The organism is Corynebacterium sp. ACRPS (assembly GCF_022346005.1).
GTDB lineage: Bacteria > Actinomycetota > Actinomycetes > Mycobacteriales > Mycobacteriaceae > Corynebacterium.
Genome location: NZ_JAKRMY010000005.1, coordinates 116,781 through 142,758, shown reverse-complemented (window position 1 = coordinate 142,758; position 25,978 = coordinate 116,781). Strand labels below are relative to the sequence as shown.

The following is a 25,978-nucleotide window of genomic DNA, read 5'->3' as shown; positions in this document are numbered from 1 at the left end:
GTTCTTGCAGAACTGCTGGACCGTGATGCCCTCACGGATGGGGTCGAAATCCGCTATCTTCTTGCGGAGAGTAATGGGAATTGCCATCCCCACATTGTCAAGAAGCCAGAGTCCAAAAAGTCGTTAGACATCCTGTCCATAAACTTCCTGGACTCCGCGTCAAAAAACTAACTGGACTCCGAGTCCAAAAAGTCAATGGACTCCGAGTCCAAAAAGTCACTAGACATCACATCCTTAGCTGAGGTAGGAACTAAACCCCGGACGCTTCATCCCCCTAGGCGTGTTCCGTTTAGGTTAGGTCGGAAACGAGAAAAGGGCATCAAGGGCGGATTTCAATAACTCCTTGTGGCGGGATTCTGAATCCAAATCTCCCTGACACTCTCAAGGCGTCACAACTCCATAGTTAAGAGCTACTTAACCCTTATGTACCCTTTTTGATAGATGCACCAATTTGGCCACAGTACCCGCATGAGTACTGTGGCCAAGTTTTGGAAGACAATTTAGCAAGATCCTATCACTTTTTATCAAGTGATTAATAAACTGCTAGCTCCACTTAAAACACCGATCATGCCGCTGCTCGACGAAAGACTATATGGTTATTGGGCCAGAAAAAGTAGCAGATGGCTAGGAACGCCACGACTATTCGCCCAACCAAGCTAGGGAAGAAAGCTGTAATAGCTATCGTTGCAGCAAAGAGGAAAATGGAACGCACACGATGCATCCAAGGAGATACCGCTTTTTCACCCATGATCATGGAAATACCAAAAAGGATTACTCCCAATATTGAATAGAGCCACAAATATCCAGAATTGAAAAAGTGCTCAACTCCATGTTTCTCAATAATATCCGAGGGGAATATAGTGACAAAAGCCCACAGAGATTCTGGAAAGCGAATAAACTTTGGATCTTTATCCGTCCGCATTAGTCATCCTCAATCTCTGCGGTAATTGGCGGAAATCCCCACTTAGAGTACCAGGTAATACCTTTACCCTGCGCGACCGCCCCTGTGATTTTAGTAGCGAGATCGACAAAGTAAGTTGCCCCAAGAAGGCCGGCAGCGTCAGAAATAGCAGCTCCGATCGGCCCGCCTGCTACAGCACCCCAAGCAAAGAATGCCGCCTCAAGAGCAGCTGGCCCTTCCATTGCCGCTGCGGTAAGAGTTGCAGCCGTCCCAACCGTCAAATCGCTATTTGATATGTGGCCGAGCTTGTGATCATATGTAGTGACAATTTTTGGCTCGTTTTCCTTGTGCTGAACAATGCTTTCATCCTCAGCAAGCACTGAGTGGAAAAAACTGACATCTTTGTCTTCGAAACCATAATCACTACGAAGCTGATCATCGTTGAGATCGGACTTGAGGTTACCCTCATCGTCGTAATCAATATGTTCACCGACGTTACTAATTAGCTCAAGCTGCTTCTTCTCTTCAGGAGTGATCTCCTTAAGAGACCTATCAAATTGCTCTTCAGACCAAACAGGAGTTTTCTCTGCTTGTTCAACCGTTTCGGCAGAAGCTGCGGGGGCAATACCTGCAGTGATTAGAGACACAACTGTCAGAAGTGCGACTCGATTCATGATAGAACCTTTCTGTATCGATAGGCGGAACAAATCTAGGATACACGCCATCCTGACATCCCGCTTCTCAGATGAGCCGCATCCTACAGCATGTGGAATACTCTCGCTGGTGGAATGAGAATTGCGGGATTCCCGATGTTTCATAAATGAGAGTTCTCGCCTGTGATAGGTTCAATCAAAATGATATTCGCGAATTGCTCCGAGTAGCCAACACGGCTTTGAGCCATTCAATAAGCCCGAACCCGGTAGCTCCAGGGGCAAGCTCGAAGGTGCTGCGCCGGACGAAGGAGCCATCGGCGGGGACTGCTCGAACAGCCACCAGGTTTTCCCGTCGGTGAGGATTCCGTTGTAGCGGGAACCATCTTGGCTCATGTGGGTAGTGACGTAGCCAGCGAGTTGGTTGATGTAGTCCGCGTCGGCGCTCTCGTTGGTGAGCCGCTTTTTTACTTCGATGACAGTGGCTCCGGTGGCGATGTCGATTCGTCGGTGAGAACCATCACCGATCTGCTCTTCCAACCGTGGGGTATCCAGGTCGAAGTCGGCGGTAGTCAGCAGGGTCTTGATGTCGGACTGAATGTCAGCTTCAGTGCGCTCAGTGGCGTCTGGGGACGCCAGGCGAGTGATCAGGGATTGTGGTGTGGTCATGGCTTTCTAAGGTGGGTAGGTAAGTCTTAGTTGTTGATTCTTTCACAACGCACCCGTAACAAGGGCTGGTTGGTGGCAACCAAATCTTTGATTTGGGCGGCAGCCCAACGAGCCGCAAGGCGAGGCGGGAGTATAAACCATAACCCACAATATGACGGTTCTGTTGGTTGATCGGCTGGGGATATAGATCTACAGGGATATAGTTATAAGCCACCTGGGAAAATAGGTAAACCCCTGTGTATAACTAGCAAGATGATGGCAGATCAGCGCAAAGTGCTTTCAGGTAAAAAGAAAGCGCGCCGGAGGGCGCTAGTCTTCTGTGTTCTGTCTAGTCGAGTTCTGGACGAGACGGCCGCTGTCGGACTGAGGTGACTGTCTTGATCAACGTGACACCGGTCAGTATTGGAGGTAATTCCAGCGTTAGGCCACACACAGAATGTCATGAATGGCCTTCTTGATGTCGTTGCGAAAGTTTCTTCGCTCTACCGCAGTAGTCCATTTTGTCGAAAAGTTCTCGGCGATCATATCCGAGGTGAAGGTGTAGGCTTCCCGATTGTTTTAGCGGTACTGTTGCAAAGTTGGGCGGAGAGTAGCGAAGACTCAGTTTCTCATTCCCTGATGGCCGCTGCGTGTGGGCGTTGTTAGGCCGTCTCGAAGACCTGGTTGACGATCACCGCGTCCGGGTTCGGTTGCCCGTAGGCAAACATCGCGCCTTGCCCTTTCCGCAATGAGTGCATCGCCTCCATCCCTTTCAACGTCCGATATGCAGATGTCCGGTTCTTAAACGCGCCTTTTGGCCCGAGGATCCGCTTCAGCCGACCATGGTCGCCTTCTAGGATGTTGTTGAGGTATTTCACCTGTCGGTGTTCCACTGTTGGCGGGCAGATTCCCTCTGACTTCAACTCGGCGATTGCCCTGGCTAGGGAGGGTGCTTTATCGGCGTTGATCACTCTGGGATACCCGGCTGACGCATTGGATCTGACGGCCTTGGCCAGGAAACACTTCGCTGCGGCCACGTTCTGCTTCGGAGAGAGGTAAAAGTCCAGGGTCTGGCCACCGGCGGGGATCGCCCGATAGAGGTAGCACCACCTGCCGCCAACCCGAGAGTGTCAGGAAGTTTGTGTGTGAGGCTCTGATCTAGAAGGAGTTTCACCGATAATGACTACGGTGTCACCGAAGAAAAGCCATGACCCGGCGAGGGTCAACGAGATCAGTAAGAAGCTGATGGAAAATCCTTAAGCTCGCCAGCTTGATCGGCGAGCTGTCGACGTCCACCGATGACGCCAGCGAGCTGGTCAAAGGCCTGTTGCAGGCTTCGATTAACGCTGGTCTCCAGGCAGAGATGGATGCGCATTTGGGCTATAGCCACTGCGACCGCAAGACGAAAGCCCAGGTTGGCCCCGCCCAAGGAAGCAATCACCGCAACGGGTCGTACACCAAAACCGTCAACTCTGGCTACGGCGCGGTGGAAGTGACCGTGCCCAGGGATCGCGCCGGCACGTTTACTCCCCGGATGATGCCCAAGGGCACACGTCGGCTCACAGAGCTCGACGACATGATTATCTCGCTGTACGCCGGCGGGATGACAGTGCGCGATATTTGCCACCATCTCGCAACCACCCTCGGTGTGGATATGAGCCCGGATACGATCAGCACCATTACCGACGCGGTCTTGGAAGAGGTCATGATCTGGCAAAACCGCCAGCTCGACGAGTTCTATCCGGTGATCTTCCTCGACGCGCTACGCGTTAAAATCCGCGATGGCCACCGCGTGGTCAACAAGTCCTGCTACATGGCGGTTGGTGTCGACATGGACGGCATCAAGCACATCCTGGGATTGTGGATCGCGGACAATGAAGGCGCCGCATTGTGGGCATCGGTGTGTGCGGATCTGGCTAACCGCGGTGTCCAAGACGTGTTCATCGTGTGCTGCGACGGGCTTAAAAGGCCTGCCGGAAGCCGTGGAGGCAACCTGGCCGAATTCCATGGTGCAGACCTGTATTGTGCACCTGATTCGGGCTGCGAACCGGTGGGTGTCCTACCAGGACCGCAAATCAGTCTCCCGCGTACTGCGTGAGGTCTACACAGCCGCTAACGAGGACACTGCACGTGCCAGCCTGGATGCCTTCGAGGCCAGTGAACTTGGCCGGAAATACCCCTAGTCGGTCAAAGTCTGGCGGGACGCATGGGAGCGGTTCGTGCCGTTTCTGCAGTTCCCGCCAGCGGCGCGGCGAGTGCTCTACACCACCAACTCGATCGAATCGCTCAACGCCCAACTGCGTAAAGCTACCCGTAACCGGGGGCAATTCCCGAACGATACTGCCGCACTGAAGACGCTGTGGCTGATGATCTGCGACATCGAAGACAAGCGCGCTGCCCAGCGAGCGAAGAAAACAAAACGCGACGTTGAATGCAACGGCTATATTGAAGGAGCGAAAGCCACCGGGTGGAAACAAGCCATCAACCAACTAGCTGTGGCCTACCCCAACCGATTCGCGGATTACTTGTAAACCAAGCCCCCGCACACAAAGAATCGGACACTCTCCCGTGGGACACAATTTACCAGCGAGCAGCTCTGGGAGGTGTGCCGCAATTTGGGCATTGCTCAATCCGTGGGGCGTACCGGAGTGTGTTTCGATAACGCGATGGCTGAGTCGTTCTGGTCGACGCTTAAGACCGAGTTCTACGACCGGAAGCGCTGGGCCACCCGCGATGCTGCGCGTCAGGCTGTGGCTTGCTGGATTGAAGTGGTCTACAACCGTCGACGTCGGCACTCCGCCCTCGGGATGGTCAGCCCCGTCGATTTCGAGAACCACACCAGCCTAACCACCAGCAGAAAAGAATTAGCTGCCTAACCACTAGGTAGCTCTACTACGTGTCCACGATTTGCGGGCAACCCTAACGCCCACACCGCGCACTAGGACGACATACCCCACACCACAGCTACACCACCGGCACAAAAGCCAGCCCCAACGACAATCCCACACAAGAATGGCGCACCAGAAAAGACATCGTCTGGGACAACGGCAAAGTCACCGTCCGCTACGCCGGCAAACTCTTCCACCTAGGCATCGGGCGCGCATTCAAGAAACAAAAAATCCTCATGGTCATCGCCGACAACCACATCACCACATCACTAGCTGCGACCGGAGAAATCATCACCGAGCACTACATCGACACAGCCCGCGACTACCAAAACCCTACTGGAAAAAGGAGCCCCACCCCTAGACCCAAAACACGAAAAACCGGCACCCCAGAACAAAAACAACTGAGATGCCGGTTCGTCAACGATGTCGCGACTGACCTGTCAAGTATGTCGCGACTCATGACAATGGCGGAGGATGTGGGATTTGAACCCACGAGGGGCGTGAACCCCGCACGCGTTCCAGGCGTGTGACATAGGCCGCTAGTCGAATCCTCCGAGAAGAAACATTAGCAGCCGTAGCAATTAGAATGCCAATCGCCTGGTCAGACGTAATTTCTGGGCAATTATTGGGTTTCGGTGGGGCAGGGGCCGGCGATCGCTGTGCTGCCGCCGCTTGCCGATGCCCCCGTAGCCTTCCGTCTCGCCCCGAGAGACGCGTATTTGGCTAATGCGGGTTGCGGGCGTTAAAGTAAGGGCAGGATTCCGCGTGGCGTCCATCCTCTGAACTCCCCCAGGGCAGGAATGCAGCAAGGGTCAGGAGGCTCTGACGGGTGCGCGGGGTCCCTTTTTTGTGCAGGGTGCGTTAGTATTGGTGGCTAAACGTCGCACCACACTATGGAAGGTAAGACATACTAATGTCGCTTCTCACTCTGGAATCGTCCGCCTTGGCAGAACTTGCCGCGAAAGTCCGCGAAGAATACGCAGACCTGAAAGCAAAGGGCCTCAAGCTGGATTTGACCCGTGGCAAGCCTTCGAAGGCGCAGCTCGATCTCTCCAATGCGCTGTTGTCGCTGCCGGGTGAGGGAAACTACACCGATTCTGAAGGCGCTGACCTGCGCAACTACGGCAACCTGAAGGGCGTCAAGAAGCTGCGCGAGCTGTGGGGCGAGCTTACCAATATTGACCCAGAGCTCTTGCTGGCCGGCGATAGCTCCTCGCTCAACATCATGTTCGACCTCATTTCTTGGGCTTATACCTTTGGCACCAATGATTCGCCGCGCCCGTGGAGCGAGGAAGAAACCGTCAAGTGGATCTGCCCCGTGCCCGGCTATGACCGCCACTTCGCCATCACGGAGCTCTTCGGATTCGAGTTGGTGACGGTGTCGATGGAAGACGACGGCCCGGATGTCGAGGCCATCGCTAAGCTCGCCCAGGACCCACAGGTCAAGGGCATGTGGCTCATTCCCATGTTCTCCAACCCCACCGGCGTACTCATCTCGGAGGAAAAGACCCGCCGCCTGGCGGAAATGGATACCGCGGCGCCCGACTTCCGCATCGTGTGGGATAACGCCTATGCCGTGCACACGCTGACAGACGAATTTCCGGAAGTCTTGCCAGTGCTGGACATCGCCAAGCAGGGCGGGCACCCCAACCGCTTCTGGGCCATGTCCTCGAGCTCCAAGGTCACCTTCGCGGGCTCCGGCGTGAGCTTCTTCGGCTCCTCGGCGGAGAACCTCGATTGGTACCTGGAGCACGCAGGCATCCGCGGCATTGGGCCCAATAAGATCAACCAGTTCGCCCACGCCGAGTTCTTCGGGTCCGCGGACGGCGTGCGTGAGCTGATGCGCCGCCACGCCGAGCTGCTGGCGCCGAAGTTCGCCGCCGCTCGCCGCATCTTGGACGAGCGCCTGGGCGAGTACGGCGTCGCGGAATGGACCGACCCGGAGGGCGGTTACTTCATTTCCATGGACGTCGTGGACGGCACCGCCACCCGCGTGTGGGAGCTGGCCAAGGACGCCGGCATCGTGCTCACCAAGGCGGGCGCGGCCTACCCCCACGGCCGCGATGAGAATGACCGCAATATCCGACTTGCGGTGTCGCTGCCGCCGCAGGAGGAAATCGAGGAAGCCATCGACGGCGTTGCCACCTGCGTGCTCCTGGCGGCCATCGAAAAGGCGGAGGGCTAAAATCAACGCCGCCGAATCCGCCGTGTGGCTCAGCGAGGTCATCCCGGCCCCGCTGGAGTTCCGGTACGTCGACGGGCGCAGGCTGGGTTTAGCCACGCTTGCCGATGCCCAATCCCTCGCCCTCACCACCACCTTCAACGCCGTCGATACCGGCCTGCGCAGCGATGCCGAAGGTCTGGATGTGCGCTGCGAACTGGTGACGGTGGCGCGCGTGGGCCAGCCCGAAGTCGCCGCCGCTGTGGGGGCCGCCGCCGCGAAGCTCGAGAAGGCGGGCGGCCTCTTGCCCGCGCAACCCGGCGTCTTGCTGCCATCGCTTCTTGATCTGCCCGGCGAGCCGACCGTGCACCACGGGCTGCTTATTGCCCCGTACCTCTGGGGCGGGCAGACACCGCAGTACCGCGAGGATGACCGCCTGACGCTCGTGCTGCAGCTGGTCATGCTGACGGATGCGGAATATGCGTTTGGGGTGGAAGAGGGCGTCGGCAAGCTGCAGGAAGCTGTGGCCGAGCAGGGCATTGACCTGCTGGACTGGTCGCGCGAGGGTTAGCCGGTAAACTGGCTAACCGTGGCTTTATACCGGAAATACCGTCCAGCAACGTTTGCCGAGGTCGTGGGGCAAGAGCAGGTCACCACGCCGCTATCTGCCGCCCTCGACGCGGGGCGCATCAACCACGCCTACCTCTTTTCCGGCCCGCGCGGCTGCGGTAAGACGTCTTCGGCGCGGATTATGGCCCGCTCGCTCAACTGCGAGCACGGGCCCACCTCGACGCCGTGCGGCAAGTGCGATTCGTGCGTGTCGCTCGCGCCCGGCGGCCCGGGCAACCTGGACGTGACGGAGCTCGACGCCGCCTCGCACAATGGCGTGGAGGACATGCGCGAGCTGCGCGACCGCGCCTACTATGCGCCGGCGGAATCGCGCTATCGCATCTTCATCATCGATGAGGCGCATATGATTTCCCCGTCCGGTGCCAATGCGTTGCTCAAGGTGGTTGAGGAGCCGCCGGAGCACGTGATTTTCATCTTTGCGACGACGGAGCCGGAAAAGATCATCGGCACCATTCGCTCCCGGACGCACCACTATCCCTTCCGCCTGCTTACCCCGCCCGCGATGAAGGGGCTGCTGCAAAGGACCGTCGCCTCTGAGGGCGTGCAGGTTGAAGACTCCGTCTATCCCATGGTCATCGAGGCCGGCGGCGGTTCCCCGCGCGATACCTTGTCGCTACTGGACCAGCTTTTGGCCGGTGCGGGTCCCGATGGCCTGACCTATAACCTTGCGCGCCCGCTGCTGGGGGTTACGGACGTCACGCTTCTCGATGACACCATCGCCACCCTCGCCGAGAACGACAAGGCCGGCCTCTTCGCGCAGATCGACAACGTCATCGAGGCTGGCCACGACCCGCGCCGCTTTGCCGTGGATCTGCTCGACCGCTTGCGCGACCTGATGATCCTGCAGGCCGTGCCGGGCGCCATCGATGCCGGCTTGGTCTCCGCGCCTACCGACCGCGCCGAGGTGCTCACCGCCCAAGCGCAGCGCTTTTCCGGACCGCAGCTGACCTACCTTGCCTCCACCGTCAATGACCGCATCAGCGATCTGACCGGGGCCACCTCGCCGCGCCTGCTGCTCGAAATCATGTGCGCGCACCTGCTCATCGGTACCTCGGCCGGCGCGGCGCCGGGTGCAGCTGTCGGCGCCGTGAGCCAGCCGGGGCAGTTGCCTCAGGCCACCCAACCCAGCGGCGCACCGCAATCCGCACAGTCTGGCCAGCACAACCAGGCCGGCCAAGGGGCACAACTGGCGCAGGCAGCGCAGGCAGGGCAGCCAGGACAATCGGGGCAGGCGGCACCCTCTGCGGGAAACGGGCCAGCCTTTTCGGGTGCCCAAGACCCGCAGTCGGCAGCGGCCGCCATCATCGCGCGGCGCCGCGCAAAGTCCCAGGCCCAGCAAAACCAGGCCGCCACGGGCCCTACTGCATCAGAGGCGCCTGGACAACAACGGAATCAAGCGGCCGCGGGCACCGAGGCACAGGGGACGCAATCGACATCACCATTGTCTCGGCCTGAGCAACCGGAGACAACTGCGCAGCAATCGCGTGGCGAGCATGAGGGTTCAGCGCAGTCGGCACAGCCGGCACAAACGGGGCCGGCAGCAGCTGAGAATCAGGAGCGATCTGCGTCGCAGCCTGCGCAACCGAGCGCGGAATATGCGCAGTCGGGGCAGCAGCAACAGGCTGGGCAGCCTGAGCAGCAGTCCACGGATTCGCAGTCTAGCGATGTGCCTGAAAAGGATGCTTCGGCTACCGCGGCAGGCGGCGACGTAGAAACTGACGATGGCGCGGATCCATGGGGCCAGGAGCGGCAGATTCCACAGAATGCGCCAGCCCGCGGCAACGGCCAGGCGGAACCGCTGGAGAAGCCGGTGCCGGCGGCGCCTGCGCAGGGGGCATCGGTAAGCGGTGATGACTTCGTGGATGCGGTGAAGAGGAAATGGGTGGAGCTGAGGGGGAGCGTCGGCAAGCGTAATAAGGTCGCCGAAATCATGCTTGCCGAAGCCCGCGTGCTCGGATTCCGCGATAATACGCTGACGCTGGGGCATACCACCGGTGCGCTGGCAGAACGCATCAATGCGCCGGCGAATAATTCCGTCATTGTGGACGTGCTGCGGGAGGAATTCCAGCGCGATATTCAGGTCAACTGCGTGGTGGGCACGGATCCTAAGAGCGCCGGGTTCGATGCGCCGCGGGCTCCGCAGGCCAAACCCGAATGGAACCCCAACGCGCCCGAGCGGGAGCCGAGCGACGACAAGGAGGCGGAGAGTAAGCCCGGGTGGCGCTCGCGCATTGCCAAGGCAAGCGAGGTGGCGAAGCAACGCGATGAAGAATTCGCGCGCACGCCGCAATTTAGCAACGGGGTGCCGCTGCCGCCCGAGCCGGAGGGCCCCGCGGACGAGCCGCCGCCGGAACCGGCCTATACGCGCGATGACGAAGAACGCGACATGGTCGAAGCCGCGCAGTCCGCAGGCGAAATGGACCATCGCAGCGCCACCGAGATTGCGATAGAGCTCGTGGAAAAGGAACTAGGCGCACGCCGTGTATAGGACTGTGGCACGGTAGACTCGGGCGGTAGCAAAGCTATTGAGAAAGGACGAAAGCTATGGCTGAACAAGATTCCACCCCACAACCCAATGACATGAACGACCTCATCGCGCAGGCCGCGCAGGTGCAGGCCGAGCTGCAGAAGGCGCAGGAAGAGATCCTGGCTACCAACGTTGAGGGCAGCGCGGGCAATGGCCTGGTTAAGGTGACCATGACCGGCGGCGCCGAGCTAGTAGACCTGCAGATTGATAAGTCTGTGGTTGATCCTGAGGACATCGACACGCTGCAAGACCTGGTCATGGGCGCGTTTAAGGATGCCCACGCCGCTGCGGGCAAGCTGGCACAGGAAAAGATTGGTCCCCTCTCGCAGGGCATGGGCGGCCAGGGTGGACCGTCGATGGATGACATGTTCGGCGGCAATTTCTAGCTGCGCGATATTCTAAAAAGGCCGTTGTCCCGATAGTGGGGCCGCGGCCTTGACGTAATTTTGGGAGTTGTGGTGTTTGAAGGACCTCTGCAGGACCTCATTGATGAGTTTTCGCGCCTGCCGGGCATCGGCCCGAAGTCGGCGCAGCGTATCGCGTTTCATGTGTTGCACATGGAACCGGAGGATATTGAGCGCCTGCAAAATGCCTTAGGCGGGGTGCGGGACGGCGTTACTTTTTGCCGCATTTGTTGCAATATTTCGCGCGAGGACGTCTGCCGGATTTGCATCAATTCGCAGCGCGACGCCTCCACCATTTGCGTCGTGGAGGAGCCGAAGGACATCCAGGTTATCGAGCGCACGGGTGAGTACGAGGGCCGCTACCACGTGCTCGGCGGTGCGCTGGATCCGCTGGCCAATGTTGGGCCGAAGGATTTGAATATTTCCACGCTCCTCCAGCGCCTCGGCGGGGTGCTACCGGATAGGGAGTTGGCGGATTCCACGCCAGAGGTCCCGCTTTACGACGACACCCCCACCATCCGCGAAGTCATCCTCGCCACCGATCCAAATACGGAGGGCGAGGCCACCGCGGCGTACCTGGTGCGGTTATTGCGGGACTTTCCCGATTTAAAGATCACCAGATTGGCCTCCGGCATGCCGCTCGGAGGCGATTTGGAGTTCGTGGACGAGCTGACCTTGTCCCGTGCGCTTTCGGGGCGCTTGACCATTTAGGCGTTTAGGGCACGTCGGCGGTTGGCCCGCGTGGGGCGCGGCCAGTGAAGACTGGGGGAGGCGAATTCGGCTCCGGCGGCGAGGCAGAGTGCGGCGGTGACGCTGAATTCGGCGGGGCGGCTGGTTGATTCGCGTGGCGAGGATGCGGCGGCAGCCAGGCGATGCGCCCGTTGATGCGCGCCATCCGCCCGCGCCCCGGAAGGCCGTTGATGGAATTGTGGTATGGACACAAGAGGCACATATTCGCCGGATGGGTGTGGCCACCGCGGGCATATTCGAAGATGTGGTGGGCTTGGCATTCGGCGGCGGGACGTCGGCAAGCGGGCCACGCGCAGCGCGCGCCTTCGGCCTCGAGCATGCGGCGCTGCTTGGCGGAGGCGTGGCGGGCGCGGTAGAGATTGACGGGGCCTTCTTCGGGGTGGATGAGGGTGAAAAGGCCGGCGCCGGCGAGCGTGCGGCGGATGAGGTCGGCGCCAGTGATGGTGGCACCGTTAGTCATGGCGAGGCGGACTTCGGAGCCCTCGCCGCGCAGAACTTTCAGGTAATCCGGCAGCTCGATGATGACATTGGTGGTCACGCTGGCCGGCGCGACGGCGCGGGAACCGGTGAGCCAGGCGAGGGGATTATCCTTCGCGGTGGCCCAGATATCGGCCATTTCGGCGGCGGGGCCGGTAAAGCTCAGCGTGGTTTTCTCGCCGTGCAGGATGCGGCGCCCGCCGTCTTCGCGCTCGGGCGGCGGGGCGATTTCGCGCAGCAGGCGGGTGGCGGCCCGGGACACTTCGGCGGTGGTCCCGGCGGTAGCACACAGGGTTTCGCGGAAGCGCCAGCGCTCGGTGGGATTCTTCACCCGCCGGGAGCGGCGCGCGATGAGCGCGAGCGTGGCCAGACTGTGCTGGTTGCGGCGCGCGGCGGCAAGGGCGCGGCGTTGATAGCGCGAGTGGCTTGTGGGCGCGAGGAAAGCCTCGGCGGTGCGGCGCAGCTCGCGCGCTTGGTCCGCAGGCAGGGGCAGGTCAGCGGCGGCGTAGGCCTCTTCGATCAGGTCTACGCCGCGCTTGGCGATGTCCCCCAGCTGCTCCAATAACGTCATGCCCCGCAGCCTAGGGTTGGGGCCGGGGAGCTACAAGGCGACCGCGGCCAGCCTGTGGATAACTTGGCTCAATTCGGCTCTTTTTGGTTGTGAAGGCCGCGAATTGGGGAAGTTATCCACAGATTTAGCGCTGGGAGCGCGGCGGCTCGGCGGCGTTGAAGCGCTCGGTGCGCAGGCGGTCGACCGCGGGAATGTCCAGCGGATCGAGATCCGCGAGCGAGACGCCCATGGCTTGGGCGAGGAGCAGATCCGCGAGCTGCGGGTTGCGGGCAAGCGCCGGGCCGTGCATATAGGTGGCGATGACGCTGCCCTGCACGGCGCCTTCGTAGGTGCGCTGGCTGGAGCCGTCGGCGAGATCCGCGGTGGCGGCTTGGTCGGCGTTGCCGTTTCCGCGGGTGAGGGTTCCCAGCGGTTGGGCGGATGGGCCGAGGATGGTCGCGCCTAAGTGGTTTTCGAAGCCGGTGAGCGGCTCGGTGAGGTCTGCGGTCACGCCGGCGCCGGTAGGGGTGGAGGATACCTCGCCGATGGCGCGGTCTTGCATGCCGGCGGTGGTGGCATCGATAAGCCCGACGCCATCGATAACCCGGCCGGAAGCGCGGAAGGATTCGCCGAGGACCTGCAAGCCGGCGCAAATGGCCAAGATGGGGCGGCCAGCGGTGGCGGCGCGGGTCAGCCCGCCATCGGCAATGAGGTGTTCTGCGGCAAGAATCTGTGCGGTGTCTTCGCCGCCGCCGATAGTATAAATATCCAGCGTTTCGGGCACCGGCTCGCCCAGCCGGATGGGGTGGATCTCGGCGTCGAGGCCGCGCATGCGGGCGCGCTGGCGCAGCACGAGGGCGTTGCCGTCATCGCCGTAGGTGCCGAGGACATCGGGAAGCACTAGGCCGATATTAAGCATTATTAGCCTCCTTGGACAGGGCCTTTTTCAGATCGCGGAAGGCGGTGTAATTGGCAAGGACCTCGATGCGGCCCTCGGGGCAGGCGGCGAGCGCATCCATGGGGTCCGGGATGAGCTCGTGGGTGATATCCGCGTAGACGAGGCGGACGGCAAGGTCGGTGCCGCGCTCGCCGGCGGCCTTGACGCTGAGCCCGTTAAAGCCCTCGAATTTCACGTCCCAGAGCCAGGACATGTCGATGCCATCGGCAACCTGCCCGTTGGTGGCGATGACCAACCCATCGGCGCTGCGGTCCACCATGGACAGGGCCTCTTGCCAGCCGGCGGGGTTCTTGGCCAACAGCAGGCGAATCTCGCGGCCCTTCCAGTGGATGGTGGAATACCGGCCGGCGACGTCATCGATGCTTTCCGCCGCGGCAATAGCGCGGTCCAAGTCCACGCCGAAGCCCTCGACGGCCGCGGCGATGGCCTGTGCCGCGTTACCGCGATTGGCGCGGCCCGGCAGCGCGAGGTTGAGCGGGCGCTTCGCGGTGGGGGTGATAACGCCATGCTTGTCGATGCCCCACGTCGGCTGCGGGCGGCGGAACTCGCGGCCATCGGCAAGCGGCTTGACCGCGTACCAGTCATCCTCGGTGCGCACGACGTGGCCGCCGGTGCGCGGGCAGGTGACGGAATCGCCGAGCCAGCCGGCGCCGGCGGAGACCCAAATGACGTTCTTGGCGTCATAGGCCACCGAGGTCATGAGCACGTCATCGCAATTGGCGATGACCAGCATGTCCGGGTGGGCCTCCACGGCGCCGCGGAGGGCGCGCTCGATCTTGTTGATCTCGCCGACGCGGTCGAGCTGATCGCGGGTGAGGTTGAGCAGGACGAGCGCCTGCGGGTTGAGGTTATCGGCAACGTGCGGCACGTGCAGCTCGTCGACCTCGAGGACCAGGTGCGAGGCGTCCTTGCCCGCCATGAGCGCGGAGATGATGCCGGCGTCCATGTTATCGCCGCCGTCGTTGGTGGCGACGCGGTGCTCGGCGCGGACCGCGGCGGCGAGCATGCGGGTGGTGGTGGACTTGCCGTTGGTGCCGGTGACCAGCACGGCTGGGCGCCCGCCGCCGAGGTTGGTCATGATGGAGGGATCAATGGCATTGGCGATAAGGCCGCCGATCATTCCGCCGGCGCCCCGGCCGGTGGCGCGGGAAGCGGTGGTGGCCAGCTTCGCGGCGGATGTCGCGGCGGTGGTGCGCAACTTCTTAAAGGCACCCGGGACTGAAAAACTCATGCCCTCTAGGGTAGCCGGGGAAGTGGCCTAGGCGTTGTTCTTGGGCGCCGAGCCGCCAGAATTTCGCCGGCCCCGGCCGCGCCCGCCGCGCCTGCGCCGCCGTTTCTGGCTCTTGCTCTGGTTATTTCCGCCGCTCTTTTGCGGGGGCTGGCGCCGCGCCGGCGGCTGGGCGGTAGTGGGGTCTTCGATGCGGGTGAGGGCATCGAGAAACGCGGCATCAGACATCAGCGGGATGCCCTTGCGCTGGGCGTGCATGGCCTTGCCCACGAGATCCGTGGTGACGTTGCACACGACAAGCGATGCCTCGCGGGTGAGCTTTTCCGAATAGTTCAGCTCCTCGCGCATGAGGGCGGAGATGATGGTATCCGGGTCCTCCAGGATTTCGGGGGCCACGACGATTTCCATGCCGCGGCGCAGTTCCTTGCCGGGCTCGTACTTGCCGGGGTTGTGGTGCTGCACGGGAGCTTCGGCGGCATCGACGCGCACGTGCGAGCGCTGTAGGCCAAAGCGGTCGGCGCGGACCTCGTCCGGGGCATAGCTGCGCACCGGGCCGCGCTGCTGGTGCTGGTAGAGCTGGATGAGCAGCTCCGTCTCCTCGCGCGAGGTCTCCTGCTCCGGGCGGCGGGCGCGTTCCACTGTTGCCTTTGGATCGGCATCCAGGCCATTCTGCTTAGCGACGCCCCTCAGCCGCACATCATTCGACCGCACCCCCTGCGCATACGAGGTGGCCAAGGTATCGATGATGCGCACGGGCGCGGGCATGTGGCCCACCTTCTGGCGGCGCCGCTTGCCCTTATTGCGCCCGCGGTTGCGCGCGCGGTTTTGGCGGGCGGCGGTCATCATCGCGCGGCGGGCCTCGGCGACGATAAAGCCCCAGGTATAGGGGATATCGTGGACGACGAGGGTGCGGCCATCGATAAGCTTATCCAGCGACTTGAGGACTCTGCTAAAGGCCGGTGCCTGCTCGATATCCGCGACGGTCAGCCCGTGGAGGTGGTGCGGGCCGGCGTCGATATCCGGCTTGAGCACGGCGTGGAAGCGCTGGCCAATATCGCCGGCATTATCAAAGGCCACCGCATCGATGGTGACGATGCGCCCGGTCGAGGGGTGGATGCCCGTGGTCTGCAGCGTGAGGGCCACGTAGGGGTGCTTGGTGACGGTCTCGGTTTTGTCCGGCTGCTTTTGCGGCGCGCTGTCCGCGCTGGATGCGGAGGCCTCGGATGCTGTGGGGCTTGGAGCGGCCGAAGCAGCTGTATCGGCCGGGGTTTTCGGCTTCGCCGGCCCGCCGGAGGGGCGGACGGCGCGGCGCGGCCGAGACCGGCGCGGGCCCGGCTGCGCGGGGTCGGCGTCAGGATTGGCGGAGTCGGCTGCGGAGTGAGGGGACGCCTGGGCGTGGGTCCTAGCCGCATGCTGGGACGCCATAGTCGCCGGCGAGGGAGCCTGCGGCGACCGTGGGGAGGGGCCAGGTGTGTTATTCATCAACCTTAGTCTAGTATCCCGGAATTCCTGTGGCGGGACAGGGCGCGCCGTGCCTTTTCGGTGCCTAATCCGGTTTAGTGGAAACTAAACCGCGACGATGAGTACGGTCACCAGCGCCACGACGGCGACCACGGCTATGGCCGTGACCCACCACCCAGTGTGGCGCGTGGGTTCCGGGGTAGCCGTTACGGCGCGAAAGCTGCTGGTTTCGAAGGTCTCGGTCGCCGCCTGCGTGGTCGGGGTGGCAACGGCCACGGAATCCTCGTTGGAAGCGGGCCGCGGATCGCCGGCGTAGATACTCAGCACGCGATCGTTGCCGCGCGGGGCATGGTAGGCGTGGGCGAGGATGGGGGCATCGGCAAGCGGGGGCAGCGAGGGGCCCGGGGATAGGGTGGTGAGGAATGTGGGGCCGAAGAAGACATCGACGGCGTCGGTAGAAGGCACCAGGTTGACCAGCACGTGCATCCGGGCTTGGGCAGGGATATCGAGATCCGCGGGGAGATCGGTGATATCGATGGGCGGGGCGTAGCCCAGCATCGTATAGGGCCCGCCGGGCGGATTATTCGCCGGCAGGCAGAGCCCGGGGCGGGGAAGCAGGAGGGTGACGTGGCCATCGGCATGCGGCTGGGCCGTGGCGGCCGGGGTGAGACCGGCGCGGAAAAGCAGGTCGATCTCAGGGTATTCCGCGCGGTCCGCGGCGCTGATGGTGCCGATCTGGCCCTGTGCTTCCACGCTTAAACCGCCCTCCTGGCTGGGAGCCAGGGTGACGGTAAATTCCTCCGTGCCCTTCACCGATGCGCCGTGAATGGGCAAGGTCTGCACCGCGCCGAGGCCGCGGTGGGGGATGAGGTAGGTAGAAGAAGGCATAGTCGATCTTCTACCATGCCCGGCCGCGCCCGCGTTATGCCAACGCGCGGTTTACTGCGGAGGTAATCGCGTTGATGGAGGCGCGGGTCGTGGAAGCGGCGATGCCCGCGCCCCAGACCTTGTTCTGGTTGACGTCGGCGGCAATGTAGCAGGCGGCCTCGGCATCATCGCCGGCCGAGCGCGATTGCTGGGAGTAGTCGATGACATCGAAATCGATGCCCAAGGACTCCAGCGCATTGGCGTAGGCGGCGATGGGACCATTGCCGGTGCCGGTGACCTCGGATTCCTTGCCGTTGTAGGTCACGGTGGCGGTGACGGTGGCATCGGTATCTTCGGCGGAAATATTGTCGATTTCGAACGATTCCAGCTGCAGCGGGGTGGTGCGGTCCAGGAATTCGGTGGCGAAGATGTCCCACATATTCTTGGAATTGACCTCGCCGCCTTCGGTATCGGTGATTTCCTGCACGACGGTGGAGAATTCTGCCTGCATGGCGCGGGGCATATTGATGCCGTGGTCGGTCTTCATGATGTAGGCAACGCCGCCCTTGCCGGACTGGGAATTGACGCGGATAACGGCCTGGTAATCGCGGCCCACGTCCTTCGGGTCGATGGGCAGGTAAGGCACCTCCCAGATGGCATCGCGCAGCTCTTCCCAGCTGACGTCGGTGGAATTGGCCTCTGGGCGCACCGTTGCAGCCAGCGCGTCCAAGCCCTTATTAATCGCGTCCTGGTGCGAGCCGGAGAACGCGGTAAAGACCAGTTCGCCGCCGTAGGGGTGGCGCTCCGGAACGCGCAGCTGGTTGCAGTACTCCACGGTTTCGCGGATCTTGGGCAGATCGGTGAAGTCGATCTGGGGGTCAACGCCCTGGGTGAGCATGTTCAGACCCAAGGTCACTAGGTCCACGTTGCCGGTGCGCTCGCCATTGCCAAACAGGCAGCCCTCGATGCGGTCGGCGCCGGCCATATAGCCCAGCTCGGCTGCGGCAACGCCCTCGCCGCGGTCATTGTGGGGGTGCAGCGAAATCAAGATGGAATCGCGCCGGGCCAGGTTGCGGTCCATCCACTCGATGGAATCGGCGTAGACATTCGGCGAAATCATCTCCACCGTGGACGGCAGGTTGATGATCATCGGGTTCTCGGGGCTGGGATCCATGATGGCGACCACGTCATCGCAGACCTCGCGGGCGAAATCCAGCTCGGTGCCGGTGAAGGACTCGGGGGAGTATTCCCAGCGCCAGTTGGTATCGGGGTAGTCGGCGGCAATGGATTTGATGAGCTCGGCGGCATCGGTAGCCAGCTTCTTGATGGCCGGTTTGTCCTTGCGGAAGACCACGCGGCGCTGCAGCTTCGAGGTGGAGTTATAAAAGTGCACGATGACGTTTTTTGCGCCGGCGCAGGCCTCGAAGGTGCGGCGGATCAGGTGCTCGCGGGCCTGGACGAGGACCTGGATGGTGACGTCTTCTGGAATCTTATCACCCTCGATGATTTCGCGGACGAAGTTGAAGTCCGTCTGGGAGGCGGAAGGGAAGCCCACCTCGATTTCCTTGTAGCCCATCTGCACCAGCAGGTCGAACATGCGGTGCTTGCGCTCGGGGCTCATGGGGTCGATCAGCGCCTGGTTGCCATCGCGCAGGTCTACGGCGCACCACTGCGGGGCGTGGGTGATCTTCTTGCCCGGCCAGGTGCGGTCCGGCAGGTCGATGTCCTCGACCTCTACTGCGAAGGGCTGGTAGCGGTCGAAGGGCATGGAGGAGCCGCGCTGTTTATTCCAAGCGGGCTGTCCCTCGCGGGGAGGGCCTGCAGGGGTGGTGATTTCGCGGGGTGCGCTAATGAAGGAATCGTTGGGAGACATGGGGTGCGGTGTCCTTAATATGTTTGGTGTCGGGAAGTGCGACGGCCAGCTGGGCTAAGGATTGCCAGACTCCGCGACGGGGCGCTGGCCGTAGGTTCAGGCCGAAATCCCGCCGCGGCAGATAAGGAGTAGGTCGTTCCGCAATGTCATACCGGTCACACTACAGAGGATCTCACGGTGTGGCAACATATTTCATTCAGCGGGACACCCGGGCGCGTGGCGTACCATGCTGATGTGCCTACTGTTCCTACCACCCGCCGCCCCGCAGCCGCGCCCGCGCTGCGCTGCTGGTTTTATGCTGCACTGGTGGCGGTTGCGGGAACGGCGATTCGCCTCAGCGTGCTCGCGGCGCTGGCCGCGGCGCAGGGCGATTCCCTCTGGGGGCTGCTGAATAAATGGGACGCCCACTACTATGTCGACATCGCCCGCGCGGGCTATGGCGGGGAAACCGCCCTCGCGTTCTTTCCCGGCTTCCCACTGGCGGTGCGGGCGGTCAGTAACCTGCTGGGCGCGGATATTGCGGGCACGGCAATGGTCCTCAACCTCTTTTTCACCATCGCCTTGGCGGCGGGCGTTATGGCGCTGGCTAGGCAGATGGGGCTGGGCACGCGCGGCCAGGTGCTCGGCGCGACGGTGGTCACCAGCGCGCCTATGAGCATCGTTTTTGTCATGCCCTATACGGAGGCGCTCTTCGGCGCGCTCGCGATCTGGGCCGTGGTGATGTTGCATGATAAGCGCTGGATCGCGGCTGGGGTGCTCATTTTCCTTGCCTCCTTCGTCCGCCTCACCGCGGTGGATCTCATCGTGGTCTTCGCGCTCATGGTGCTCTTCAAGGCGCGGCGCACCTGGTGGGCCTGGCTGAGCGTGGCGGTATCGGCGCTGCCCTTAGCCGGCTATATCTGGTGGGCCAATCGCCATTTATCCGGCGCCGGCGGGTACTTCGGCCTGCAGGAAAAGCACTGGAATTCCGGTTTCGACGGCGGCCGGGCGACGGTGTCCTGGGTGGCGGAGACGCTGTCTAGCGCCACGAATGGTGGGTATCTGCTCAGCGCCGCAGTCATCATCGCCGCCCCCATCTGCCTGCTGCTGGCCTGGGGGCGCCTGCCGCTTCCTGCCTGGCTGTTTGCCGCGGTGCTGATGGCCAATGTGCTGCTTTCCGATGGCATCATGCACTCCCGCCCCCGCCTCTTACTGCCCGCAGCGGTGGTCTTGCTGCCGTGGGTGGGCAAGAAGGGGGCATCGGCAAGCGTGAGTGCCTGGGTGCTCTTCGGGGCCTGGTTTTCGGCCTATATGCTGACCGTATTCGAGTGGGCCATCTAACTGCGCTGGCTGACAGGATTGCGCGACAAAATGATGGTCGCGGCGATCATGACGCCGAGCGCGGCCATCATGACGAGCCAGCCGGCGGTGGAATCGATGAGGAATTTTTCGCCCAAGACCATATAGCCCAAGCCGAAGGCGACGATGGGCTCGAAGATGGTCATGGCCGGCAACGACTGCGCCAGCGGGCCGGCGTTGAAGGAGTACTGCTGCACCACGGTGCCGGTCAGGGCGAGGCCGATGAGGCCGTAGAACTGCCAGCTGCCCACCAGGACGCTCAGGCCCTCGTGGGTGAAGATATCGACCACGGCCTTCGATAGCAGGGCGACGAAGCCATAGATGACGCCGCAGGCGGTGCCCAGGGCGAGCGGGCGCTGCTCGCGGAATTTATGGCCGGCCACGCCCAACGCGACCAGGGTGGCCAGGCCCAATAGTAGCGCGGGCCACCACTGGCTCCATTCGGGCCGGGGATTGCCGGCGACGGGGCGGCCGTAGACCACCATCACGCCGACCGCAATCGTGAGTGCAATGGACCAGAACGTTTCGTGCACGGGCATGGGGCGCTTGGCGTACCAGGCCGAAAGCGGCAGGGTAAACATGAGCGAGAGCACCAAAATGGGCTGGACCACCAGCAAGGTACCAAAGCCCAGGGCGACGACTTGGAGGCCGTAGGCGAGTATGGCCGCGCCGGTGCCGACCCACCACAGTGGGTTGGTCATGGCGGAGCGCATGACTGAATCGTCTGCTTCAAGGGCAATGCGGTGGCGAACCACCGTGCCCCAAGCAACCGTAAGCGCGGAGGCGAGCGCGAAGAATACGGCCAGGAAGTTGCTTAACACCCGCTCAACGCTAGTAAAAAAGTCCCGGAGATGCATTTTGCTTAGCGATGCCGCCCCCGCCCCGCCGCCTCGTGCGCACGGGGGTGGGTGTGAATAAAATAAAAGTATTGTTTCGGAATTATGATGAGGTGTAGCGCCTTGCGGGGTAGCATAGGAATTTGACTAGTGTCCGACAGGTATTTCTGTGGCGTGCCTGCGCTCAGGAGTGCCTTTTAAAACGAAAGGTGGCAACCACACCGTGGCCCTGATCGTTCAAAAATACGGCGGCTCCTCCCTCGAATCCGCAGATCGCATCCGCGCGGTAGCGGAGCGGATTGTGGCCACTAAAAAGCAGGGCAATGATGTCGTCGTGGTGTGCTCCGCAATGGGGGATACCACCGATGAGCTTCTCGACCTTGCAGCGCAAGTCAATCCCGTTCCCCCGCAGCGCGAAATGGATATGCTCCTTACCGCCGGCGAGCGCATCTCCAATGCGCTAGTGGCCATGGCGGTGGAGTCCCTGGGCGCGAAGGCCCAATCCTTTACCGGCTCCCAGGCGGGCGTGCTCACCACCGAGCGCCACGGCAATGCGCGCATCGTTGACGTAACCCCCGGCCGCCTGACCGAGGCCCTAGAGGATGGACAGATCTGCATCGTCGCCGGATTCCAGGGCGTGAATAAGGACTCGCGCGATGTGACCACCCTGGGTCGCGGCGGGTCCGATACCACCGCGGTCGCCCTGGCTGCGGCGCTGAAGGCGGATGTGTGCGAGATTTACTCCGATGTCGATGGCGTCTATACCGCCGATCCGCGCATCGTTCCGGATGCGCAAAAGCTAGAAAAGCTCTCTTTTGAAGAGATGCTGGAAATGGCCGCCGTAGGGTCCAAGATTCTGGTCCTGCGCAGCGTGGAATACGCCCGCGCTTTCAATGTTCCGTTGCGAGTTCGCTCGTCTTATTCAAATGACCCCGGCACGTTGGTGACCGGCTCGATGGAGGATATCCCCGTGGAAGAAGCAGTACTTACTGGTGTAGCAACTGATAAATCCGAGGCGAAGGTAACCGTGCTGGGCATCCCAGATCGCCCGGGCGAGGCCGCGAAGCTATTCCGCGTCATCGCCGATGCGGAGATCAATATTGACATGGTGCTGCAAAACGTCTCCTCCTTGGAGGACGGCACCACCGACATCACCTTCACCTGCCCGCGCGCCGATGGCCCCCGCGCGATGGAGCTATTGAGCAAGCTGCAGTCTGAGGGCGGCTGGTCCAATGTGCTTTACGATGACCAGGTGGGCAAGGTCTCCCTCGTCGGCGCCGGCATGAAGTCCCACCCCGGCGTGACGGCGGACTTTACCGAGGCCCTGCGCGATGTGGGAGTGAACATGGAGCTTATTTCCACCTCCGAAATCCGCATCTCCATGCTGACGCGCGAGGCAGACCTAGAGAAGGCGGCGCGCGCCCTGCACGATAAATTCCAGCTCGGCGGCGAGGAAGAAGCCACCGTCTATGCTGGAACCGGACGCTAAATCAGAGCACTACAGAGCAATAAAAAAGGAAGACAATGACTACCGTTGCAGTCGTCGGCGCTACCGGCCAGGTCGGCCGTGTGATGCGCTCCATTTTGGAAGAACGCAATTTCCCGGCGGATAAGGTGCGCTTTTTCGCCTCCGCCCGCTCCGCCGGAACCGAGCTGGAATTCCGCGGCGAGCAGATCGAAGTAGAGGACTTGGCCGAGGTCACCGAAGAATCCGTGGCCGATGTCGATATCGCGGTATTTTCCGCGGGCGGGTCCACCTCTGAGAAGTGGGCCCCGGTCTTTGCCGCCGCGGGCGCTACCGTGGTGGATAATTCTTCGGCCTACCGCAAGGACCCGGAGGTCCCGCTCGTGGTATCGGAGGTAAACCCCGAGGAGGCGAAGAACCCGCCGAAGGGCATCATCGCCAACCCGAACTGCACTACCATGGCCGCCATGCCGGTGCTCAAGGTCCTGCACGATGCCGCCGGGCTTAACAAGCTGCACGTATCGTCCTACCAGGCGGTATCCGGATCCGGCCTGGCGGGCGTACAGACGCTGGCCGCGCAGGTTTACAGCGTGGGTGATCACAACGTGGATCTGGTCCACGATGGTTCTGCGCTCGATGATGAGGACCTGGGTCCCTTCGTTGCGCCCATCGCCTATAACGCACTGCCCTTTGCCGGCAACCTCGTCGATGATGGCAGCAATGAGACCAACGAAGAGCAGAAGCTGCGCAATGAATCCCGCAAGATTCTCGGCATGTCGGACCTCAAGGTCGCCGGCACCTGCGTGCGCATTCCCGTCTTCACCGGCCACACCCTGACCATCCACGCGGAGTTCGACAAGCCCATCACCCCCGAGCAGGCCACCGAGCTTCTAAGCGATGCCCCAGGCGTGACGCTTGCCGATGTCCCCACCCCCCTCGCCGCCGCCGGCAAGGACGATTCCTTGGTCGGGCGCATCCGCCAGGACCAGACGGTAGATGACAATAAGGGCCTTGTGCTCGTCGTCTCCGGCGATAACCTGCGCAAGGGCGCTGCGCTTAATACCATTCAGATCGCAGAACTGTTGGTATAGCCGCAAAGCTTTGCCCGGCGCATAAAAATTCGGCTCCTCCTTCCTGTAATGGGAAGCGAGGAGCCGAATTGCGTTTAGTGGCGCTTAAACCTTAGTCTTCGTCTTTCTTGCCAAAGTCCAAGTCACTATCAACGGAAGGTACTTCCGGCTTCGTGTGCTGGACGTAGGTGACGGAAGGCGCGGGCTCTGAACGGTCGTAGTCGAGTTCATCGTCCTCTTCGAGCTCCTCGTGGATATCCTCGGCGAGGTGATCGATGAATTCTTGCGTGTGCATATTAGAGGCCGCGGCTAGCATGCGCAGCTCGCGCTCGTTCTTCTTGGTAAAGCGCTCGCGCGGGTCCAGCTTGCGGGCGACGAGATCGTGGGCGCGCATGCGGCGATCGGATTCATCGGCAAGCATGCCGCGGTTTTTAATGCGGTTATAAACCATCACGACAATCATCAGCAGGCCGAGGTAACCCAGGATGGGGTAGACGTTGCTGACCAGGGACTGGAAGCCGATGAAGGACAGGATGAAGCCGATGATGCAGGATGCTGCATAGACGGGGTAGAAGCGCTGTGGATTATTGCGGGTCAGGCGCTTGCCCAGGGCGTAGAACATACCGATGGCCGTGTTAAAGACCATGCCGTAGATGACGAAGGTCATCAAGATGCCGAGAACTGGGTGGATGCCGGTAATCAGCTTCAACACCGGCATGTCCTCGCCGTTGACGTCCTTGGCCTCGAAGAAGAGGGCGAAGACGAGCAGGGCAAGCAAGATGAGGTAAAGGAAACCACCGATGAGGCCGCCGATGCCCACGGCGCGGTTATCCAGGAAGTTACCGCCGATGACGATGGACATGGACACGGCCGTCATGACGTTCAGGCCGGTGTAGTTCAGGGCAGAAAGCCACCAGTTAGGCAGCGAGGTATTGACGTTATCGATGGCCCAGGTATTCAGGGACGCGAAGTCCACATCGGCCGTGAGGATGGTGTAGCCGGTGGCCAACGCCACGAAGACGATGATGAACGGGGTGATGGTACCGATGACGCGGGTAACGCGGTCCACGTCCATAAGACCCACCAGCAGCACGAGGATCAGCATGACGGTGCCGCCGACCCACACGGGGATGCTGGGGAATTGCTGGTTGATATTGGAGCCACCACCGGCGAACATGACGAAACCGATGGAAAACAGCGTAATAAGCGTGGACCAGTCCAAGATCTTGGCGGTGACTGGTGAAGCGATCTTGTTATAGACAGCGGTGTGCTCCACGGCTTGGAAATAGGAGCCCAGCTGCAGGATGGACACGCCGGTGACCATCATGAGGCCGGCGGCGAGGGCGATGCCCCACAGGCCCCACTCGCCGAAAGCTACGAAGTACTGCATGGCTTCTTGGCCCGAAGCAAAGCCTGCGCCCACAACGATGCCAATAAACGCCATGGAGATTCCGATTGCGCGTTTAATCATGAGGGGAGAAACTCTCTTACTCACACTCGCCGGGCCCGGCTTTGGGAACGCGCGGGCCCGGATCGACGGTCGATTTATCACGTGTGTGTATCTAATAGAATCACATTTCACCCGTGACTTCACAGCTGAAATCGCGTCACTTTAGTATTTTTCTACCCCGCCCAGGGTCCGCATGCGCCCGCTGCGCTGCCCCAAGTACCTGCACGTTGATAAGTATTGTGGCGAAAGTATGCGTCTAGGCGCTCGAACATTCGGGGGTATTAATTTGCGCCCTCAATGAGGTCCTTGCGGGCGCGCGCCACGCGGGAGCGGATGGTGCCAACACGTACCCCGGCGATCTTGGCTGCTTCCTCATAGGTATAGCCCAGCACCTGGGTGAGGATGAGGGCTTCGCGGCGGTCGGCGGGCAGGGCATCGATAAGCGCACGGGCATCAATCCAATCGCTCCAGGAACCGGAGTTTTCCGCGGCGGAGCTCATGGCGTCCTCGTATTGCGTGGCGGACTTGCGGGGCCGGGCCATATCGTGGCGGATATTATCCACCCACACGCGCCGGGCCAGCGAGAGCAGCCAGGTGCGCGCGGAAGAGCGGGCGGCAAAGCGCGGCAAGGCGCCGATGACGCGCAGGTAGGTCTCTTGGGTGAGATCGTCGGCGATTTCGGGGCCGCCCAGGTGGGCGAGCAGGCGCCATACGTCATCCTGCGTGGCCTTGATGAACTCCGTAAGCGCTGCTCGGTCGCCGCGCCCAGCCCGGAGGGCGAGCTCGGTGACGCGGGCGTCGTCTGCTGCGGAGTGGTGTGTCACCTGAATGAATCTACCAGTAGCT

General features: G+C 61.7%; 20 protein-coding genes, 1 tRNA gene, 1 other RNA gene and 5 pseudogenes. 12 read left to right on the top strand and 15 right to left on the bottom strand.

The genetic code is table 11. From position 1 onward, the window contains the following. From MHX65_RS11655 to MHX65_RS04495, 5 genes and pseudogenes are all read right to left on the bottom strand, one after another. A pseudogene (locus MHX65_RS11655) lies at positions 1-87 on the bottom strand (helix-turn-helix domain-containing protein); the annotation flags it as partial. A 478-nt stretch (positions 88-565) separates the two neighbouring features. Further along, positions 566-922, bottom strand: a complete 357-nt coding sequence (locus MHX65_RS04510) for a hypothetical protein (RefSeq protein ID WP_239268985.1) — start codon at positions 920-922, stop codon at positions 566-568. Next, positions 922-1,575: a hypothetical protein gene (locus MHX65_RS04505; protein ID WP_239268983.1), complete on the bottom strand. Its 654-nt coding sequence runs from the start codon at positions 1,573-1,575 to the stop codon at positions 922-924. Before MHX65_RS04505 ends, MHX65_RS04510 begins: the two co-directional genes overlap by 1 nt. Positions 1,576-1,746: 171 nt before the next feature. Beyond that, entirely contained in the window at positions 1,747-2,220 is a 474-nt protein-coding gene (locus tag MHX65_RS04500) for a hypothetical protein (protein ID WP_239268981.1), read from the bottom strand. Positions 2,221-2,861: 641 nt separating this feature from the next. Then, positions 2,862-3,323: pseudogene (locus tag MHX65_RS04495) on the bottom strand (IS6 family transposase); the annotation flags it as partial. Positions 3,324-3,378: 55 nt separating this feature from the next. Between MHX65_RS04495 and MHX65_RS04490 the strand changes: the two are divergent. The 3 pseudogenes from MHX65_RS04490 to MHX65_RS04480 all read left to right on the top strand — a co-directional run. Beyond that, positions 3,379-4,730: pseudogene (locus tag MHX65_RS04490) on the top strand (IS256 family transposase). A gap of 36 nt (positions 4,731-4,766) precedes the next feature. After that, positions 4,767-5,075 (top strand): annotated as a pseudogene (locus MHX65_RS04485) (integrase core domain-containing protein); the annotation flags it as partial. A gap of 47 nt (positions 5,076-5,122) precedes the next feature. Then, positions 5,123-5,446: pseudogene (locus tag MHX65_RS04480) on the top strand (IS481 family transposase); the annotation flags it as partial. 106 nt (positions 5,447-5,552) lie between these two features. On the opposite strand, the gene MHX65_RS04475 reads toward MHX65_RS04480, so the two are convergent. After that, a tRNA-Ser gene (locus MHX65_RS04475) sits at positions 5,553-5,641 on the bottom strand. A gap of 198 nt (positions 5,642-5,839) precedes the next feature. Here MHX65_RS04475 and ffs point away from each other — a divergent pair. From ffs to MHX65_RS04445, 6 genes are all read left to right on the top strand, one after another. Beyond that, an RNA gene (ffs, locus tag MHX65_RS04470) (signal recognition particle sRNA small type) lies at positions 5,840-5,936 on the top strand. Between the two features lie 64 nt (positions 5,937-6,000). Next, positions 6,001-7,272: an aminotransferase class I/II-fold pyridoxal phosphate-dependent enzyme gene (locus tag MHX65_RS04465; RefSeq protein WP_239268979.1), complete on the top strand. Its 1,272-nt coding sequence runs from the start codon at positions 6,001-6,003 to the stop codon at positions 7,270-7,272. Then, a complete protein-coding gene (locus tag MHX65_RS04460; protein ID WP_239268977.1) occupies positions 7,226-7,819 on the top strand; it encodes a suppressor of fused domain protein in 594 nt (197 codons plus the stop codon). The genes MHX65_RS04465 and MHX65_RS04460 overlap by 47 nt, the downstream gene beginning before the upstream one ends. An 18-nt stretch (positions 7,820-7,837) precedes the next feature. Next, the gene (locus MHX65_RS04455) at positions 7,838-10,366 is read left to right on the top strand and encodes a DNA polymerase III subunit gamma and tau (RefSeq protein WP_239268975.1); all 2,529 of its coding nucleotides are present in this window, start codon (positions 7,838-7,840) and stop codon (positions 10,364-10,366) included. A 56-nt stretch (positions 10,367-10,422) separates the two neighbouring features. Beyond that, positions 10,423-10,791, top strand: a complete 369-nt coding sequence (locus MHX65_RS04450) for a YbaB/EbfC family nucleoid-associated protein (RefSeq protein ID WP_005276451.1) — start codon at positions 10,423-10,425, stop codon at positions 10,789-10,791. A gap of 72 nt (positions 10,792-10,863) precedes the next feature. Next, the gene (locus MHX65_RS04445; RefSeq protein ID WP_239268973.1) at positions 10,864-11,520 is read left to right on the top strand and encodes a recombination mediator RecR; all 657 of its coding nucleotides are present in this window, start codon (positions 10,864-10,866) and stop codon (positions 11,518-11,520) included. A 4-nt stretch (positions 11,521-11,524) separates the two neighbouring features. Here the strand turns inward: MHX65_RS04445 and MHX65_RS04440 are convergent, their stop codons facing one another. From MHX65_RS04440 to leuA, 6 genes are all read right to left on the bottom strand, one after another. Next, positions 11,525-12,607 (bottom strand): HNH endonuclease signature motif containing protein, encoded by a 1,083-nt coding sequence (locus MHX65_RS04440; protein WP_239268971.1) that lies wholly within the window; start codon positions 12,605-12,607, stop codon positions 11,525-11,527. Positions 12,608-12,731: 124 nt separating this feature from the next. Beyond that, a complete protein-coding gene (locus MHX65_RS04435; protein WP_239268969.1) occupies positions 12,732-13,505 on the bottom strand; it encodes a type 1 glutamine amidotransferase in 774 nt (257 codons plus the stop codon). Beyond that, positions 13,498-14,775: a Mur ligase family protein gene (locus MHX65_RS04430; protein ID WP_239268967.1), complete on the bottom strand. Its 1,278-nt coding sequence runs from the start codon at positions 14,773-14,775 to the stop codon at positions 13,498-13,500. Before MHX65_RS04430 ends, MHX65_RS04435 begins: the two co-directional genes overlap by 8 nt. A 27-nt stretch (positions 14,776-14,802) precedes the next feature. Next, positions 14,803-15,915 carry an exonuclease domain-containing protein gene (locus tag MHX65_RS04425; RefSeq protein WP_370657788.1) on the bottom strand — a complete coding sequence of 371 codons (1,113 nt, stop codon included), beginning with the start codon at positions 15,913-15,915 and terminating at the stop codon, positions 14,803-14,805. 423 nt (positions 15,916-16,338) lie between these two features. Next, positions 16,339-17,121, bottom strand: coding sequence for a hypothetical protein (locus tag MHX65_RS04420; RefSeq protein ID WP_239268963.1), 783 nt, complete (start codon positions 17,119-17,121; stop codon positions 16,339-16,341). 34 nt (positions 17,122-17,155) lie between these two features. After that, on the bottom strand, positions 17,156-18,973 hold the full coding sequence (gene leuA / locus MHX65_RS04415; protein WP_005276465.1) for a 2-isopropylmalate synthase: 1,818 nt from the start codon (positions 18,971-18,973) through the stop codon (positions 17,156-17,158). A gap of 234 nt (positions 18,974-19,207) precedes the next feature. Between leuA and MHX65_RS04410 the strand changes: the two genes are divergently transcribed. Next, the gene (locus MHX65_RS04410; RefSeq protein WP_239268961.1) at positions 19,208-20,293 is read left to right on the top strand and encodes a mannosyltransferase family protein; all 1,086 of its coding nucleotides are present in this window, start codon (positions 19,208-19,210) and stop codon (positions 20,291-20,293) included. Here MHX65_RS04410 and MHX65_RS04405 read toward each other — a convergent pair. Beyond that, on the bottom strand, positions 20,290-21,132 hold the full coding sequence (locus MHX65_RS04405; RefSeq protein WP_239268959.1) for a DMT family transporter: 843 nt from the start codon (positions 21,130-21,132) through the stop codon (positions 20,290-20,292). The two genes, MHX65_RS04410 and MHX65_RS04405, sit on opposite strands and share 4 nt — an antisense overlap. Positions 21,133-21,370: 238 nt before the next feature. Between MHX65_RS04405 and MHX65_RS04400 the strand changes: the two genes are divergently transcribed. Together MHX65_RS04400 and MHX65_RS04395 are read left to right on the top strand one after the other, a co-directional pair. Beyond that, a complete protein-coding gene (locus MHX65_RS04400; RefSeq protein ID WP_023016575.1) occupies positions 21,371-22,636 on the top strand; it encodes an aspartate kinase in 1,266 nt (421 codons plus the stop codon). 35 nt (positions 22,637-22,671) lie between these two features. Beyond that, positions 22,672-23,703: an aspartate-semialdehyde dehydrogenase gene (locus MHX65_RS04395; RefSeq protein ID WP_239268957.1), complete on the top strand. Its 1,032-nt coding sequence runs from the start codon at positions 22,672-22,674 to the stop codon at positions 23,701-23,703. Positions 23,704-23,794: 91 nt separating this feature from the next. Here MHX65_RS04395 and MHX65_RS04390 read toward each other — a convergent pair whose 3' ends face one another. Together MHX65_RS04390 and MHX65_RS04385 are read right to left on the bottom strand one after the other, a co-directional pair. Next, positions 23,795-25,153, bottom strand: coding sequence for a YkvI family membrane protein (locus tag MHX65_RS04390; protein WP_239268955.1), 1,359 nt, complete (start codon positions 25,151-25,153; stop codon positions 23,795-23,797). Between the two features lie 260 nt (positions 25,154-25,413). Beyond that, entirely contained in the window at positions 25,414-25,956 is a 543-nt protein-coding gene (locus MHX65_RS04385; RefSeq protein ID WP_005276476.1) for an RNA polymerase sigma factor, read from the bottom strand. Between the last annotated feature and the right edge of the window lie 22 nt (positions 25,957-25,978).

Coding starts and splice junctions, on each gene's coding strand:
- MHX65_RS04450 (WP_005276451.1), top strand. CDS start 10,423: ATGGCTGAACAAGATTCCACCCCACAACCCAATGACATGAACGACCTC.
- MHX65_RS04430 (WP_239268967.1), bottom strand. CDS start 14,775: ATGAGTTTTTCAGTCCCGGGTGCCTTTAAGAAGTTGCGCACCACCGCC.
- MHX65_RS04505 (WP_239268983.1), bottom strand. CDS start 1,575: ATGAATCGAGTCGCACTTCTGACAGTTGTGTCTCTAATCACTGCAGGT.
- MHX65_RS04440 (WP_239268971.1), bottom strand. CDS start 12,607: ATGACGTTATTGGAGCAGCTGGGGGACATCGCCAAGCGCGGCGTAGAC.
- leuA (WP_005276465.1), bottom strand. CDS start 18,973: ATGTCTCCCAACGATTCCTTCATTAGCGCACCCCGCGAAATCACCACC.
- MHX65_RS04435 (WP_239268969.1), bottom strand. CDS start 13,505: ATGCTTAATATCGGCCTAGTGCTTCCCGATGTCCTCGGCACCTACGGC.
- MHX65_RS04395 (WP_239268957.1), top strand. CDS start 22,672: ATGACTACCGTTGCAGTCGTCGGCGCTACCGGCCAGGTCGGCCGTGTG.
- MHX65_RS04510 (WP_239268985.1), bottom strand. CDS start 922: ATGCGGACGGATAAAGATCCAAAGTTTATTCGCTTTCCAGAATCTCTG.
- MHX65_RS04420 (WP_239268963.1), bottom strand. CDS start 17,121: ATGCCTTCTTCTACCTACCTCATCCCCCACCGCGGCCTCGGCGCGGTG.
- MHX65_RS04465 (WP_239268979.1), top strand. CDS start 6,001: ATGTCGCTTCTCACTCTGGAATCGTCCGCCTTGGCAGAACTTGCCGCG.
- MHX65_RS04500 (WP_239268981.1), bottom strand. CDS start 2,220: ATGACCACACCACAATCCCTGATCACTCGCCTGGCGTCCCCAGACGCC.
- MHX65_RS04390 (WP_239268955.1), bottom strand. CDS start 25,153: ATGATTAAACGCGCAATCGGAATCTCCATGGCGTTTATTGGCATCGTT.